Annotated in this window: 13 protein-coding genes and 1 pseudogene; 7 read left to right on the forward strand and 7 right to left on the reverse strand. The window is 73.5% G+C overall.

Translation table 11 applies throughout. The annotated features are described in order from the left end of the window. Window positions 1-33 precede the first annotated feature (33 nt). The 4 genes from WBK50_RS30725 to WBK50_RS30740 form a co-directional block, all read right to left on the reverse strand. A complete protein-coding gene (locus WBK50_RS30725; protein ID WP_341338909.1) occupies window positions 34-777 on the reverse strand; it encodes an ABC transporter ATP-binding protein in 744 nt (247 codons plus the stop codon). Window positions 778-798: 21 nt separating this feature from the next. Beyond that, window positions 799-2001 (reverse strand): ABC transporter substrate-binding protein, encoded by a 1203-nt coding sequence (locus WBK50_RS30730; RefSeq protein WP_341338910.1) that lies wholly within the window; start codon window positions 1999-2001, stop codon window positions 799-801. A gap of 122 nt (window positions 2002-2123) precedes the next feature. Beyond that, complete coding sequence (locus WBK50_RS30735) at window positions 2124-3689, reverse strand: hydantoinase/oxoprolinase family protein (RefSeq protein WP_341338911.1); 1566 nt, start codon at window positions 3687-3689, stop codon at window positions 2124-2126. Beyond that, complete coding sequence (locus WBK50_RS30740; protein ID WP_341338912.1) at window positions 3673-4764, reverse strand: DUF917 domain-containing protein; 1092 nt, start codon at window positions 4762-4764, stop codon at window positions 3673-3675. The genes WBK50_RS30735 and WBK50_RS30740 overlap by 17 nt, the downstream gene beginning before the upstream one ends. Window positions 4765-4913: 149 nt before the next feature. Here WBK50_RS30740 and WBK50_RS30745 point away from each other — a divergent pair, with 149 nt between their 5' ends. The 3 genes and pseudogenes from WBK50_RS30745 (at window position 4914) to WBK50_RS30750 (ending at window position 7358) form a co-directional block, all read left to right on the forward strand. Beyond that, window positions 4914-6422, forward strand: coding sequence for a PucR family transcriptional regulator (locus WBK50_RS30745; protein WP_341338913.1), 1509 nt, complete (start codon window positions 4914-4916; stop codon window positions 6420-6422). 239 nt (window positions 6423-6661) lie between these two features. After that, window positions 6662-6757: pseudogene (locus WBK50_RS35505) on the forward strand (hypothetical protein); the annotation flags it as partial. 160 nt (window positions 6758-6917) lie between these two features. Beyond that, window positions 6918-7358: a DUF1206 domain-containing protein gene (locus WBK50_RS30750; RefSeq protein WP_341338914.1), complete on the forward strand. Its 441-nt coding sequence runs from the start codon at window positions 6918-6920 to the stop codon at window positions 7356-7358. Window positions 7359-7374: 16 nt separating this feature from the next. On the opposite strand, the gene WBK50_RS30755 is transcribed toward WBK50_RS30750, so the two are convergent. After that, entirely contained in the window at window positions 7375-8763 is a 1389-nt protein-coding gene (locus WBK50_RS30755) for a dihydrolipoyl dehydrogenase family protein (RefSeq protein ID WP_341338915.1), read from the reverse strand. A 353-nt stretch (window positions 8764-9116) separates the two neighbouring features. On the opposite strand from WBK50_RS30755, the gene WBK50_RS30760 reads away from it, so the two are divergent. The 3 genes from WBK50_RS30760 to WBK50_RS30770 all read left to right on the forward strand — a co-directional run bounded on the left by WBK50_RS30760 (window position 9117) and on the right by WBK50_RS30770 (window position 12083). After that, complete coding sequence (locus tag WBK50_RS30760) at window positions 9117-9500, forward strand: DUF2267 domain-containing protein (RefSeq protein WP_341338916.1); 384 nt, start codon at window positions 9117-9119, stop codon at window positions 9498-9500. Between the two features lie 38 nt (window positions 9501-9538). After that, entirely contained in the window at window positions 9539-11173 is a 1635-nt protein-coding gene (locus WBK50_RS30765) for a Na+/H+ antiporter (RefSeq protein ID WP_341338917.1), read from the forward strand. Window positions 11174-11309: 136 nt separating this feature from the next. Further along, window positions 11310-12083: a DUF2267 domain-containing protein gene (locus WBK50_RS30770; protein WP_341338918.1), complete on the forward strand. Its 774-nt coding sequence runs from the start codon at window positions 11310-11312 to the stop codon at window positions 12081-12083. A 4-nt stretch (window positions 12084-12087) separates the two neighbouring features. Here WBK50_RS30770 and WBK50_RS30775 read toward each other — a convergent pair whose 3' ends face one another. Both WBK50_RS30775 and WBK50_RS30780 read right to left on the reverse strand, forming a co-directional pair. Next, entirely contained in the window at window positions 12088-12576 is a 489-nt protein-coding gene (locus WBK50_RS30775) for a universal stress protein (RefSeq protein ID WP_341338919.1), read from the reverse strand. A gap of 115 nt (window positions 12577-12691) precedes the next feature. Further along, on the reverse strand, window positions 12692-12856 hold the full coding sequence (locus tag WBK50_RS30780; RefSeq protein WP_341338920.1) for a hypothetical protein: 165 nt from the start codon (window positions 12854-12856) through the stop codon (window positions 12692-12694). 421 nt (window positions 12857-13277) lie between these two features. Between WBK50_RS30780 and WBK50_RS30785 the strand changes: the two genes are divergently transcribed. After that, complete coding sequence (locus WBK50_RS30785) at window positions 13278-15083, forward strand: hypothetical protein (RefSeq protein ID WP_341338921.1); 1806 nt, start codon at window positions 13278-13280, stop codon at window positions 15081-15083. Window positions 15084-15121: the final 38 nt, after the last annotated feature.

Consider the following 15121-nt stretch of genomic DNA (forward strand, 5'->3'; position numbering starts at 1 on the left):
CCGGACCGAGAGCAGGGGACAGGGCGCAGGGGCTCAGCCATGCGCCACCGCCTGCCCGGCCGCCTCGCTGCCCAGGTAGGCCTCGATCACCGCCGGGTCGGCCCGGACCTCGGCCGGGTCTCCCGTGGCGAGCGTGCGGCCGTGGTCGATGACGTGCAGCCGGTCGCACAGCCGCATGATCAGCCGCATGTCGTGCTCGATCACCACCAACCCGCACCCGGACTGTTCCGGGACCGCCCGCAGCCGGTCGAGGAGCTCGTCGCTCTCCTCCTCGTTGAGGCCTGCCGCGGGCTCGTCGAGCACGACGTAGCGCGGCTCGCCGACCAGCGCCCTGGCAATGCCCAGCCGGCGCTCCAGCCCGTAGGGCAGCGCGGTGGCCTCGACCCCGGCCAGCCCCGTCAGGTCGAACCGCTCCAGCAGCTCGCCGGTCGAGCGGCGTGCGGCCGCGCGGCCCAGGCCGACCCCGAGCGCCGCGGCCTCGAGGTTCTGCGCCACCGTCATCCCGGCGAACAGCCGCACGTTCTGGAAGGTGCGCCGGACGCCGAACCTGCTCAGCCGCTGCGGCGACCAGCCCGTCACGTCCCGGCCGTCGACCGCGACGGTGCCCGCGTGCCGCTGGAAGCCGGTGAGGACGTTCGTCAGCGTCGTCTTGCCGGCCCCGTTCGGGCCGATCAGGCCCAGGATCTCCCCGGGCCGCACGGCCAGCTCGATGTCCTCGCACGCGGTCAGCCCGGCGAACCGGACCGTGACCCCGGACGCCCGGAGCTTCCCGGTCACCCGTCCCCACCGGCGTGTCCATCAGCAGGGAGCCTGGCCCATGAGGGACTGCACGGTGCGCTGGCCGATCACCTTCGGCGTGCCGTCGGTGTAGGTCTTGAGCAGCATCGGGCGGCCCGACGGGATGTGGCAGTCGGCGGTAAAGGTGGTCGGCCCGAGCAGCAGGTCCTCGTTCGTGAACCTGTCCAGCTCGGCCTTGACCGCCGCGGTGTCGGTGGAGCCGGCCCGCTCGACGGCGCGGGCGATCGCCTGGACGATCGAGTACCCCTCGAGCGGGTAGTTCGCGCTGGCGGCGGGCTCGCCCGTCCGCTGCTGGAGGCGGGTGAAGAACTCGTTGCGCGCGGGGACCGGGTCGTCGCCGTTCAGGCCGCCGGCGGACAGGATGGTGAAGTCCGAGAGCCCGGGCACCGCGTCGGTCCAGTAGGTGCCGTCGAACGCGGCCGAGCCGAGCAGCGGCTGGGTCAGGCCCGCGGCGCGGAGCTGGCGCAGCAGGGTGGCGCCGCCGGGCGGGTAGCTGGCCACGAGGATGACGTCGGGGTTGGCGCGCTGCGCGGCCGCGATCTGCGAGGCGGCCGACTCGTCGCCGTTCTGGTAGGTCTCCTTGCCCACCAGCGTCCCGCCGAGGTCCGTCCACCGCTTCTCGAAGAAGTCCCCGACGACCTGGGAGTACTCCAGGCCCTGGTCGGTGATCACGAACGGCCGGCTGTAGCCCTTCTCCTTCGCGTACTCCGCGAGCAGCGCTCCCTCGGTGCGCGAGCCGGGGTAGAAGTTGTAGGTCATCGGGCCGACGCCGTCGACGCCGTAGAGCGGGCCGCCGGCGCAGCCCAGCGCGATCTTCCCGGCGTCGTTGGCGACCCGGGCGGCGGGCCCGCCGATGTCGAAGTCACAGGAGGTCACCACGAACTCCGCCCCCTGGTCGAGGACGTCCTGTGCCGCGGTCTGGATCTTCGATACGTCGGTCTCGTTGTTGGTGGTGATCATCTTGAGTTGCCGGCCGAGGACGCCGCCCCGGGCGTTGATGTCGTCGACGGCCAGCTGCATGCCCTGCTGTACCGGGATGTCGAAGACGGACATGAAGCCGGTGGTCCCGGCCGTCTGGCCGATCACGATGGGCTCGGCGGAGCCGGGCTCACCGCGGGCTGCTCCTCCGGAGGAGCAGCCCGCGGCGAGCGCGGCGAGGACTGTCAGGGGCGCGATCGCGCGCCACGCGCGGGTGTGTCGCATCGGGTGGGGCTCCGTTTCGGGGGAAGGGGGCACTGCGTCGTGCGGGGGACTCGCAGGGGCGTGCTCCCGGGCGGGGCTCCCGGGTCGTGCGGCGTGGCGCGCCAGGTGGTCGCGCCCCGTGGTCACATCCGGCCGAGGGGCCCGGCGGCCTTCACCCGGATCCGGACCACCGGTTCGGTGAGGTACGCCATCGGGACCTCCTCGACCTCGACGATCTCGACGGCCGCCGGGTCGGCGCCGGCGCTGATCGCCTCGTCCTTCGCGGCCGCGCAGGCGAGGTCCAGGACCTCCTGACGGTCCCGGCCCGCCAGCTTGAACACCTTGTCCACCTGGCCGGACACCGAGGCGATGGCGGCGCCGATGGCGTTGGCCACGTCGTAGTTCTCCGGCCGCACGATCTGCGCGACGCCCGGCACCTCGGGCGGGAGGATGACGCTCCCGCCGCCGACGACCACCAGCGGGACCGGTCCGCGCGCGGTCTTGATCTGGTCGGTGGCGACGAAGACCAGCTCGTCGGCCCGGCGCAGCGCCGCGGCCAGCAGTTCCTCGTGCCCGGCGACGGCGCCGGCGTCGCCCATGCTCGCGCGGCCGCCGGCGACGGCGGCGTCGGACAGCGTGGGGGTGGCGCCCCCGAAGACCAGGGCCTCCTCGCGGAGGCGGTAGCCGACGCTCTCCGGGCCGACCCGGACGTCCTCGGCCGACCCGGTGACCCGCGTGCCGCCCCCGACGGCGATGGCCACCAGGTCGGGCATCCGGAAGTTGGTGCGCACGCCGCCGATGTCGGTCGGGGTGCTCGACTCCCGGGGGAACCCGTTGAGCAGCATGCCGACGTCGCTGGAGGTGCCGCCGACGTCGACCACCACGGCGTCGCTGACGTCCGCCAGGTAACAGGCGCCGCGCATGCTGTTCGCCGGGCCGCTGCCGATGGTGAGCACCGGGAACCGCAGCACGTAGTCCAGGCCCATGAGGGTGCCGTCGTTCTGCGTCAGGAAGGCGACGGCGTCGATCCCGTTCTGTGCCAGAGCGGCGGTGAGCCCGTGCACCACCTTGTGCGCGACGCCGACGAGCGCGGCGTTGAGGATGCAGGCGTTCTCCCGCTCCAGCAGGCCGAGCGCGCCGATCCCCTGGGAGAGGCTGACGGGGATGTCCGGGCCGAGCACCTCCCGCACGACCTGCTCGGCCTCCTGCTCGTGGTCCCCCGAGACCGGCGAGAACACCCCGGAGATGGCGACCGCCTCCGCGCTGTCGCCGACCTTCTCGAGGAAGCGGGCCACCTCGTCGCGGCCGAAGGGGACCAGCGGCACCCCGGTGACCTCGCTGCCGCCCGGCACGACCACCTCACCCGCGGACACCACCTGCCGCAGGTCGTCCGGCCAGTCGGAGAAGGGCGGGATCGACACGGTGGCCGGCGCCCCGATCCGGACGACGGCGACCTTGAGCAGGTCGCGGCGCTCCAGGATCGCGTTGGTGGCGTGGGTGGTGCCGAGCATGACGTGGGTGATCCGCTCGACGGGCTGGTCGATCTGCCCCAGCACCGCCTCCAGCGCGCTGGTGATACCGCTGGTGAGATCGGGCGTCGTCGGGGTCTTGTGCTTGGCGAGCAAGCGGTTCGCGGAGTCGAGGACGACGGCGTCGGTGTTGGTGCCGCCGACGTCGATCCCGATCCTGAGGTCAACCGACCCGGGCATGGCGGTCCTCCACGGGGACGTAGTCGAGGTCGTAGCCGAAGGCGCGCGGGCCGACCACGGACAGGCCGCGCTCGCTGCGCCACTGGTCGGGCGCGCGGAACACGCCGACGACCACGCGCTGCCCGTAGCGGATGTGCTCGGTGACGATGCCGCGCGCGGAGTGCCGGTCGAGCAGGGTGATGATGTCCGGGACGGTGGCCAGCGCCTCGCCGTCCTCCATCGCGACCAGGTTCTCGTTCTGGAACTCGATGCGCACCAGCCGCCCGGCGTCGTGCTCGATGCCCTCGACCACCGCCGACCCGCGGACGAAGCCGCCCGCCGTGCGCCGGTCGACGTCGACGACCTTCCCGGTGAGCAGGGGGTACAGGTCGACCTGGGCGTCCAGGGCGCGGAAGGGGTCGTCGGTCGCGGTGCGGATGGTGCGGCCGATCTGCACCGCGCGGGACACGGTGCCGCGCAGCAGCGGGGTGGCCGCGGTGCGGGCGTCCATCGGGTAGAGGCCGGCGCAGGCGCAGCCCCCGAGCGTGGAGACGGCGTTGCGGGCCAGGCGCTCCAGCCACACGTTGTCGCGCGGCTCGAAGGTGATCACCTGCGAGCGCTCGTCGACCACGACGCACGGCCAGGAGGGGATGTCGTAGAGGTGCGGGGTGCACATCTGCAGCTCGGGGAAGGCGCGGCCCATCAGGTCGCCGTCCACCAGCGGCAGGCCGGCGTGCGCGGCCCAGGCGACCGGCAGGACCCCGTTGATCCCGCCCATCTCCAACGGCATCAGCGCGGCGACCGGGCGGTTCAGCCGCGCCTCGAACGCGGCGCGGATGACGTCGCCCTCGTTGCCGTTGGGGATCTTCTCGACCATCACCGTCGGCGCGCCGATCATGCCCGCCGGCACGACCAGGTCGTCGGCGGCCAGCGAGTCGAGGTCGATCAGCGGCACCGGGCCGGTGCGCCGCACGGCGTTCAGCGCCATGAGCAGGCCGATCCGCGGATCACCACCACCGCCACCCGCCAGCACCGTGCAGCCGACGGACAGGTCCACCAGGTCCTGCTCGTCGAGCTTGGGAGGGTCGTTCGTCATATCCGGAAGGTAGGTCCGGGCGCGCCGCCACTCCATGGCCAAAGCGCCCAAGTTGAAGATCGGATTGTGCAATCCGACGAAGTGTGTCGGAAAAGGGACGTCAATATTTCTTGTGCACTCACACCCTGTATGCAGGTCATACTGCGCGGGTGAGCACGCTCGAATCGGTCGTGGACCTGCTGGCCCACCGGCACCCCGGTGCCGTCGAGGTGCTGGTCGGCCCGACCGACCGGCGGGTCGCGGACGTACGCCTCGTCGAGCAGGTCGACCAGGTCGACGACGCCCCGCCGGGTGCCCTCGTCGTCCTCGAGCGGGGGCTGGCCGCGTTGACCGGCGACTACCGGTTCGACGTGGTGGTCCGCCGGGCCGCCGCCCGCGAGGTCGCCGCGCTGGTCGTGGTGCTCCCGGAGGACGCCAGGTTGTCGCTCACGGCACTGGCGCTGGCCCGGCGCGCCGGGGTCGCCGTCATCCGGCTCGCACCGGAGGTCGACCTCACCGCCGCGGTGGGCACCATGGTCCGCCAGGCCACGGATCGGCTCAGCGTGACCGTGGACCGGGCGCGGGCGGTCTGCGAGACGATCGACGGGCGGGCCCTGGACAGCGTCGACGTGCTGCTCGACCGGGTCGGCATGCTGCTCGGGCGGACGGTCCGCATCGGGCCCCGCCCCGAGGACGACCAGGTGCTCGCCGTCCCCGCCGGGCCCGACCACGACGGCTGGCTGTGGACCGAGCGCCCCGGCGACCCGGACGCCGACGCGCTGCTGGAGATGGTGCTGTGGCGGATCGCCGCGGAGACCACCCGGCTCACCGCCGAACGGGTGCGCGCCGAGCAGGTGTCCCGTCGCTCGGCCGGGGAGGTGCTGGTCCAGCTGGTCGAGGCCGACCGCGGGGCCCGCGCCACCATCGCCCCGTCGGCCCGGCGGCTGGGCATCCCCGTCGACGGCTGGCACGTCGTCACCCGGATCGAGCCGGACAACCTGCTCGAGGTCACCGGCGACGACGTCGCGGCCTACGAGATCCGCGACGAGCTGGCCTCGCTCGCCCTGCAGGCCGCCGCGAGCATGCCCGGCACCTGGCACGTCGGGCACGACCCGGCCGTCGTCCTGCTGCTGTGGACCGGCGACAACCCGCCCCGCCAGGAGACCCACGCCCGGCTCCACCGCCAGCTCGACTTCGTGCTGAAGGCCCTGGTCGGGCGGGTACCCGGACTGCGGATGTTCTGCGGGACCGGCACCGCGCGGCCGGGCATCGCCGGGCTGGCGAGCAGCGCGACCGAGGCCCGCCTGGCCGTGTCGTCGGCGCGGTTCCGCCGGCGCAGCAACGTCGCGGTGCACTTCGACTCCGTCGGCATGCGCGCCACCCTGCTCGAGTGGTACGGCTCGCCGACGGTGCAGCAGTCGATCGACCGGCTCTTCGCCCCGATCGCCGACCTCACCCCGGCCAAGCGCCAGGCGATGATCGACACCGTCTGCACCTACCTCGACCTGCAGGGCTCGGCGGCCCGCACCGCGGAGGTGCTGCACCTGCACCGCAACGCGGTGCGCTACCGGGTGCAACGCGCCTTCGAGGTGCTCGGGATCGACGAGGACGACGCGGACCAGCGGCTGTTCCTGCATCTCGCCTGCCGAGCCCAGCGGCTCGGCGACATCAGCGCCTGAAGGCCGGCCCTGCTCCGGCCGCTGGCGCAGAGCACCCGGATGGGTGAGGATCCGGTCTGCCCCGAGGAGGTGCACTCGTGCCGGATGCCCGGAACGTCCCACCACAACCACAGGACACGACCGACGAGGCCGACCTCGACGCCGCGGACGTGGCCGAGAAGATCGGGGACCATCCGGTCCTGCACGCGCTCGGCCGGATCGGGCTGGTCTCCTACGGCGTGGTGCACCTGCTGATCGCCGTGCTCGCCGCCCGGATCGCGCTGGGTGGCCCCGGGCGGGCGGACAAGGCCGGCGCCCTGCAGGCCGTCGCCGCCACCGGGTTCGGGCGGGTCCTGCTCTGGGTGGTCGCCCTCGGCCTCGTCGCGCTCGTGCTGTGGCAGCTCGCCGAGGTGCTGTTCGGGCACCGCGGGCTGCCGCGCGCGCAGCGGGTCCGGCGCACCGCGGTCGACCTGGCCGAGGCGGTCGTGTTCGGGCTGCTCGCGAAGACCGCCGCCGATGTGGCCGCCGACGGCGGCGCCCCACCGTCGTCCAAGCCCGTCCCGTCGGCGGTCCTCGAGCTTCCCGGGCGGCCCGTTCCTGCTCGTCCTGGCGGGGCTCGGGATCATCGCCGTCGCGGGGTACGCGGTGTACCGGGGGCTCAGCGAAGCGTTCCTGCGGGACCTGGACCTGCGCGGCGCCGGGCTGCGCCGGTCGCTGCTGGTGATGCGCCTGGGCCGGGTCGGCTGGCCCGCGCTCGGCGTCGCGTACGGCACGTCCGGGGTGCTGCTGGTGGTCGCGGCCGTACGCTACGACCCGACCCAGCCGGTCGGCCTCGACGCGGGCCTGAAGGCGCTCGGCGCGCAGCCGTTCGGCCAGCTGCTCCTGCTGGTGCTGGCGGTCGGGCTGGCCGTGTTCGGGGTCTACTCGCTCTTCGACGCCCGCCACCGCGCCGACTGACGGCACGTCGGCCGGCTCAGCGGCCGGTCGCGGCGGAGTGCTCCCGGGCGCGGGCCAGCTCGCGCAGCGGGCCGTCCAGCACGCGGCTGAAGGTCGGGAAGGGCCGGACGACGTCGGCGAGGACGCGGATCGGGATCTCCGCACGGATCGCCAGGGCGAGCTCGGACACCCACTCCTCGGCCCGGCCGCCCACGCCGGTGGCTCCGACGAGCACCTCTCGTGCGGGGTCGGCCACCAGCCGCACCCAGCCCTGGTGGACGCCTTCGGTGACCGATCGCGCGGTCTCGCCGATGTCCGCCCGGGCGGTCAGCGGGTCGATCCCGGCGTCGCGGGCGCTCGCCTCCGTGTGCCCGACCGCGACGACGCTCGGGTCGGTGTAGACGGAACGCGGAACGGCCCGGTAGTCCGCTCGGGTGTCCTCGCCGCGCAGGTTCGCCGCGACCACCCGGCCCTGGTAGTCGGCGGTGTGCGTGTACGACGCGATGCCGGTGACGTCGCCGGCGGCCCAGACGTGCTCGGCGCCGACCACCCGGCACCGCTCGTCGACCGGCACCGGCGCGCCCGCCCGCACCTCGACCCCCAGGTTCTCCAGACCCAGGTCCTGCGCCCGCGGCTCGCGACCCACCGCGAGCAGCAGCCGATCGGCGTCGACGGGCCGTCCGATGTCGAGGGTCGCGCGAACCCCGGCGCCGCGCGGGGCCACGTCGACGACCGTCGTGCCGGGCAGGGTGCGGGCGTCGAGGGTGTCGAGCCTCTCGGTGAGTGTCTCGGCGACGGCGGGCTCCTCGCGCGGGAGCAACCGGTCGGCGCGCTGCACGATGGTGACGACGGTGCCGAACGTGGCGAACAGCAGCCCGAGCTCGCAGCCCACCGGGCCACCGCCGACCACCACGAGCGACTCCGGCAGCTCGCTGGTGGTGAGCGCATCCTCGCTGGTCCACGGCGTGATCGAGCCCAGCCCCGCGATCGGCGGCAGGATCGGCACCGAACCGGTGACCAGCACGAGGTCCCGGTAGCGGATCCGGACCCCGCCGACGTCCAGCACCCCGGGCTCGACGACCCGGCCGTCGCCGCGGAAGAGCCGGGCGCCGCTGCGGCGCAGCCGCTCGGCGGCCTCGAAATCGTCCCGGTCGTGCACGGCCTGGTCGCGGCGCCGCACCGCCTGCCGGAAGGCCAGTGCGGGGTCGACGGGCCCGAGGAAGAACGGCGCGAACTCCGGATCGGCCGCCGTCCCCCACACCGCGGCGCTGCGCAGCATCGACTTGCTGGGCACGCACGCCAGGTACGGGCACGCCCCGCCGACCAGTGCGCGCTCGACCACGGCGACCGAGCGGCCCTCGGCCGAGGACCAGACCGGCTCCGAACCGGGGCCCGAACCGACGACCACCACGTCGAAGGACTCCATGAGCGACGGCCTCCTCGCCAGTGGGTTGGCGGCCGATCCTCATCCACCCGGTCGGCGCCGCGCCTCGACCCCGGCGCGTGAAGTTCTCCCGCCGTTCTGGGCCCGGAAGGGGGAGCGCGGCCGCGATTCGGCGCGCCGGGGTGCCACCGCCTCGTGTGCAGCAGGTGCGGCCGCCTTCCCCGGTAGCCGGTACCGCGCTCGGTCTCGCGGGCCCAGGGAACCCGGCACACCTCATTCCGGTGGAGCGAAGCCGGTCGGCGCCCCGAGCAGCACAATCTGTGGCTGACGCCGCCGACCGGCGAGCCGGCGGGCGTGCCGTGCGCTCGCGGCGGGATCACCGAGAGGAGTTCGACGTGGACGAGCAGGAGTTCTTCGCGTCCGTGGCCGCGCGCACCGGGCTCGGCCGCGAGGAGGCCGCCGACCTGACCCGGGCGACGCTGCAGGCGATCGCCCAGCGCCTGAGCGAGGGCACGGTCCGCGACCTTATGACGGGTCTGCCGGACGGCCTGGACGGGGAGGTGCGCGCGGTGAAGGGCCGTCCGTCGCGGCGGGTGGGGCTGGAGGAGATCGAGGAGAAGGTCAGCGAGCGCACGGGGCTGCGACGCGACGAGGTGCACTCGGGCTTCCGCGCCGTGCTCGCCACGTTGCGCGAGGCGGTGCCCGAGGACACCTACGAGAAGGTCGTCGGGCAGCTGCCCGGCCAGTTCCGCGACCTCGTGGCGGAGGAACCGGGCTGACGTCCGGGTCGTCGCCTCGGTGAGACTGGAGCCGGTGCATGGACGTGGTGTTCGAGGTCACGGCGCTGATCCTCGTCGTCGCGGTGGTCCGCGCGGCGGCCCGCCGGGTCGGGCTGCCGGAACCGGTCCTGTTGCTGATCGTCGGCGTCGGTCTCGCGTACCTGCCCGGCTTCCCCGACTACCGCCTGCCGCCCGAGCTCGTGCTGCAGGTGGGGCTACCGCTGTTGCTGTACGCGGCGGCGTTCACCACCTGGGTGCCGGCGTTGCGGGCGAACGCCCGCCCCATCGCCCTGATGGCGGTGGGCTACACCCTGTTCACCACGGTCGTCGTCGGCTACCTCGCCCACCTGTTGGTCCCGGGCCTGCCACTGGCCGCCGGCATGGTGCTCGGCGCGCTGGTGGCGCCGCCGGACGCGGTGGCCGCTGTCGCGGTCGGCCGGGAGGCGGGAATGCCGCGCCGGGTGGTCGCCATCCTGGAGGGCGAGAGCCTGTTCAACGACGCCGCCGCACTGACCGCGCTGAAGGTGGCGGTGGCGGCCGTGGTCGGCGGATCCTTCGGCCTGGGGGACGCCGTCGGGCGGTTCCTGCTCACCAGCGCGGGGGGTCTGGCCGTGGGCTGGGGCGTCGCCCGGCTGCTCGCCAAGGTGCGGGCCCGGGTCGAGAACCCGATGTCGGACGCCATGCTGTCGCTGCTCGCCCCGTTCCTCGCCTACCTGCCGGCCGAGGCGATCGGGGCGTCCGGGCTGGTCTCGGTGGTGGTGACCGGGCTCTACCTCGGACACCAGGCACCCCGGCTGATGGATGCGCAGGCCCGGCTGGTCGCCCACTCGTTCTGGCAGGTCATCGAGTACGCGCTGGTCGGCGTGGTGTTCGTGGTGATCGGGCTGCGCCTGCCGGACATCGTCGCCGGGCTGGACCGCTACTCGGCGGGATTCCTCGCGTCCGTGTCCGTCACCGTCGTGGCCGCCGTGGTGATCAGTCGGTTCGTGTGGGTCTTCCCGGCGGCCTACCTGCCGCCGTTGCTGTCCCGGCGACTCCGGGAACGGGACCCCGCCCCGCCGTGGCAGCTGCCGGCGCTGGTGTCGTGGGCGGGTATGCGCGGCGTGGTGTCGCTCGCGGCCGCGCTCGCGTTGCCGACCACCACGGCCGGCGGTGCGCCGTTCCCGCAGCGGGAGCTACTGCTGTTCCTCACCTTCGTGGTCATCGTGGCGACGCTGCTCGGCCAGGGGCTGACCCTGCCCGCCCTCGTGCGCCGGATCCGGCCGCCGGTCGACGACGACGCCGTCCACGCCGAGCAGGAGACGCTCGCCCAACGGGCCGCCGCCGCCGCGGGGCTGGAGCGTCTCGACGAGATCCTGGAGCGGGAGAACCCACCGCCCGAGGTGGTGCAGCGGCTGCGGCAACAGGCCGAACGTCGCCTCACCCTTGCTCTGGCGGGAGGCGCTGAGGTGGAGCGGGAGCCTCCTGCCCTCATCTACCGGAGGCTTCGCCGGCAGATGCTCGAGGCGGCCCGCGCCCGGCTCGTCGAGCTGCGCGACAAGGGCGAACTCGACCAGGATGCCTTCGTCCATGTCCTGCGGGAGATCGACCTCGAGGAGTCCTCCCTGGTGCACGACGACCGGGGGCGCCGAGAAGTTGCGCGGGGCACGCGAACGACGCGATCGCACCGCTGAGACCGCCGCGAGGCTCGCGCGCGGAGCCCGGCCCGGTAGGGCCCGTCCGGGCATGAACCTGGCATGGTGAGGATCGGCGGGGGATTCCGGCCCGTGGGCACCGTTTGGCGGCCGGATCCGGGTGCACCCCACGGCCATGGACGACGACCGCTTCTTCTCCATTGTCGAGCGCGAGGCCGGGGTCGACCGCGAGACGGCCGTGGCCGCCGCCCGCGCGACGCTGGTGACGCTCGCGCAGCGGGTGCACGCCGGGCCCCTGCACAAGGTCCAGACGCAGGCCCCGAAGGCGACACGGTCCTGGCTGTCGCCGAAGGAGCCGCACGAGCTCCTCGACGCGGACGCGTTCGTGGCCCGGGTGGCCGAGCGGACGGAGGTGGACCAGGACACGGCGCGCCGCTACGTGCACGCCGCGCTCCTGGCACTGAGCCGGGCCGTCACCGCGGACGCGTGGGAGGACGTGGTGCGCGAGCTGCCCGCCGACTTCGGGCCGTTGCTGGAGGGCACCAGGCCCTCCGGTATCCCGATGCCGCTCGACGAGTTCCTGCAGTGGGTCGTCGACCGGGCCGGGACGGACCGTGACACCGCGCTGCGGGCGACCGAAGCCGTGTTGGAGACGCTCGGCGAGCGGATCGCCGGCGGCGAGGTGGACGATCTCGTCAAGGAGCTGCCGCCCGAGTTCCGGCCGGTGCTCGACGGCTGGCGACAGTACAGCGGCCGACCGGCGCAGAAGATGTCGCTGGAGGAGTTCGTGCGGCGGATCGCCGAGCGGGAGGGCGTGCCTGTCGACGTCGCCCGCGCGCACGCCCGTGCGGTGCTGAACACGATCCGGGACGCCGTGGTGGCGAAGGAGTGGCACGACATCGAGTCCGAGCTGCCGCGCTCCTACCTGGCCGAACTCGCCGAGCCGTAGCGGCTCAGGACTCCGGCGCGACGTGCCGCACGACGAGCACCGGGCACGGGGCGTACCGCAGGAGTCCCTCGACCGTGCTGCCGAGCAGGACGTCGTGCAGCGCTCCGTGGTCGTGCTTGCCCACGGCGACGGCGGCGGCGCCGACCTCGCGCGCCACCCGGACGAGGGTGTCCCTCACCGTCTTCTCGTCGGCGACGGCGACCCCCTCGGCCGGCATTCCGAGGGACACGGCGATCGCGGCGCCGCGGCGGGCCAGCTCCAGGGCGTCGGTGTAGAGCTCCTGGTCCAGCTCGGCGGCCGGACGGAGGTCCAGCCGGCCGGGCGGGAGGTCGAGGCTCCTGCTGGGGATCGTGGCGAGGTCGTAGGCGGCTCCCGCCTCCCAGACCACGACGATGAGGCCGGGCCGCGGACCCAGCAGCGCCGCGGTCTCGCGCAGGCCGCGCAGCGCGGCGGGGGAGCCGTCGAAGGCGATGACGACGGGACCGGAGGGCATAGCGGCGGGATTCCCGGATCGGGGCCGCGGAAACGGCCGCCGGGGAGGCGCTGACACCGTCGACACGGGTCCGCGTCCTCGAGAGCCGGCGCCGGGCCGTCGGCCACGCGCGCCCTCAGCCCGTCAGCACGGGGAGCTGCCAGCCGCGGCCCGTGGCGACCTGGGACAGCGTGGCGGTGATCGCTCCGACGACGCAGAACAGGCCCAACGCCGCGGCGTCGAACGGGACCCGGACGCCGAGGGGCAGGCCGCCGAGCACGCCGTAGCCCAGCGCGGCCACCCGGCCGCCGGCGAGGCGTGCAGTTCTTCGGTCGGATCGGCTAGCACCCTCGCCTGCTGCCTACGGCTGCAGCCGACCGAGCGCACATAGCTCCGTGCGGCCGGGCGTCAATACCCCCGAATGGGGGTCGGGTCCTCCCCATTCTCGGCTGTCGAGATCCACCGGCGCTGACGAACAGTAAAGCCTGGCTCTGCGGCGGCCCGAGGCCGATGCCGGCGCGGCGATCAACCCTGGGGGGCTCCAGATGGAAGGTCTCGTGCGGGACCGCAGTTCCCGGACTACCGGCTACCGGCATCGCCGGTCGGCGATGGTCCGGCGTCTTGTCGCAGTCGTCGCTGCTCTCACGATGACGCTCCTCGCGTCTCAGCCGGCTTTCGCGGCCACCGGAGTCACGGTCAAGGACGCTGCCGGTCTGAAGGCCGTGGGCCCGACCAGCTCCGATCACGGGTTCCCGACCTGGTACCAGGACAAGGCCGGCGAGCGCCTGGAACTGTGCCTGGACAAGGACAACCTGCTGTGCGGCTTGCTGCCCGGCACCGTCCCGCACGATGAGCAGCCCATCTCGTTCCCGGACAACTTCCCCGAAGAGATCTTCTACTTCCTGGCGGGTTCGACGCTCGACCTCCCCGGCGGTGGCCGGGCCGTGCTGACCAGCGGGCTCGAGGCCGCCTTCGTCAACGGCGTCGCGGCCGGCGGCCAGCAGACCTTCACCCGCATCCGGGTCGTGGTCAAGGGCGGGCCCGCCAACCAGACGATCACCGTCAAGCACCCCTACGGCCAGCTGACGATCGACACCGACTCGACCGGAGCCGGCAAGCTCGTCCGCGACGTGGCCCCCTCGGTGGGGAACTTCTCCCTGGCCCTCAACGGCGACGTCGGGCCGTGGCTCAAGTGGACGGGCAACGCCGCCCCTGCCGGATACCTCGGCGACCCGGCCATCCCGCACACGATCACGGGCGGCCCGGTCCGCAACAGCTTCTCGCTCGACGCACAGAATGGCACCCAGGTCGCTTCGACCGACCTCTTCACCGTTCAGGGCAAGATCGCCACGAACACCGGGGTCACCGCCGACTCCGCCGTCGTCAACGGCGACTTCGTCGACGTCTTCGCGACCTCGACCGGCGCGGCACTCGAGGTCGTCGGACAGGACGGGAAGTTCCCGACCACGATCATGGCGCATCAGGAGGGCAACGACCGGTTCTACGCCCGCGTACCGATCACCCCGGGCGCCACCGTCACCGACGTGACGGTGCGCAACAACACCGACACACCCCCGAGCACCGCCGTCGCGAAGATCGCCGGAATCGCGGTGACCCAGGCCTCGTACGGCGTCGACGACGCGGGGGTCGGGGCTCTGACGGTCAAGGCGTCGGCGGTCGCTCCGGCGGCCTATCCGCTCACCGTCGAGGGCATCGGCACGATCTCCGACTCGAGCGCCGCCACCTTCCCGATGGTCGCGCCGCCGGCGACCGTCAGGGTGACCGCCGCCGGCGGGTTGTCTGCCACGGCTCCGGTCGTGATCACCGGCGGGCCTGCGTCCCGGGCAGGCACCACTGCTGCGCCGGTCGGACCGCCCGCTCCGCCGAACTGTGATCCGAGCCCCTGCGGTGCGGGTGGCGTGGCCGGGGGTGCGGCACCGACCGCCAAGGTGGCGGCCGCCACGCTCACCGCACCCCGTGGCCTCGCCACGGTGATCGACGGCAGCACCTCGACGAATGCGACGTCGTTCTCCACCGTGTACAAGAGCGGACCGGTGCCGACCATCGCCAACGGCACCACCAACAAGCCGACGGTGACGCTGCCGACGTGGGCGGCGACGACCGACCAGGGCCCGAGGCCGCCGGTCGACGCCACACCGACCGTCGTGACGTTCACGGCGACGAACACCACGGCGAGTCCGCCGGTGTCCCATTCGGTCGACGTGACCCTCAACCCGGTGGGCGACACCCTGAACGTCGCCACGGCCCGCTCCCGAGGCGGATCGGACCTGCGGGTCGACGGCACGTCGACCGTCCCGGGCGCCGGGCTGATCCTCAACCCGCCGACCCAGGTCGTGGTCTACGCACAGGGCACCGCCAACGGCGCCTGGGTGAAGATCGGCAGCGCAACCGTCGACAGCACCGGAGCCTTCTCGGTGCGGCCCAGGCCGGCCCCGGCGGCCACCTACGTGAACTACAAGGTGCAGACATCCCGAGGCACCGAGGCGACAGGAGCCTTCACCCGATAACCACCGCCATCACGCGAACCGGAGGGGCCGTCGCGATG

The sequence above is a fragment of the Pseudonocardia sp. T1-2H genome (genome assembly GCF_038039215.1).
Lineage (GTDB): Bacteria > Actinomycetota > Actinomycetes > Mycobacteriales > Pseudonocardiaceae > Pseudonocardia.

What these genes read in the sequence shown, in the direction of transcription:
- WBK50_RS30750 (WP_341338914.1), top strand. Translation starts at nt 6,918, where the DNA reads ATGTGGCCGCCGACGGCGGCGCCCCACCGTCGTCCAAGCCCGTCCCGT.
- WBK50_RS30740 (WP_341338912.1), bottom strand. Translation starts at nt 4,764, where the DNA reads ATGACGAACGACCCTCCCAAGCTCGACGAGCAGGACCTGGTGGACCTG.
- WBK50_RS30770 (WP_341338918.1), top strand. Translation starts at nt 11,310, where the DNA reads ATGGACGACGACCGCTTCTTCTCCATTGTCGAGCGCGAGGCCGGGGTC.
- WBK50_RS30730 (WP_341338910.1), bottom strand. Translation starts at nt 2,001, where the DNA reads ATGCGACACACCCGCGCGTGGCGCGCGATCGCGCCCCTGACAGTCCTC.
- WBK50_RS30755 (WP_341338915.1), bottom strand. Translation starts at nt 8,763, where the DNA reads ATGGAGTCCTTCGACGTGGTGGTCGTCGGTTCGGGCCCCGGTTCGGAG.
- WBK50_RS30735 (WP_341338911.1), bottom strand. Translation starts at nt 3,689, where the DNA reads ATGCCCGGGTCGGTTGACCTCAGGATCGGGATCGACGTCGGCGGCACC.
- WBK50_RS30775 (WP_341338919.1), bottom strand. Translation starts at nt 12,576, where the DNA reads ATGCCCTCCGGTCCCGTCGTCATCGCCTTCGACGGCTCCCCCGCCGCG.
- WBK50_RS30765 (WP_341338917.1), top strand. Translation starts at nt 9,539, where the DNA reads ATGGACGTGGTGTTCGAGGTCACGGCGCTGATCCTCGTCGTCGCGGTG.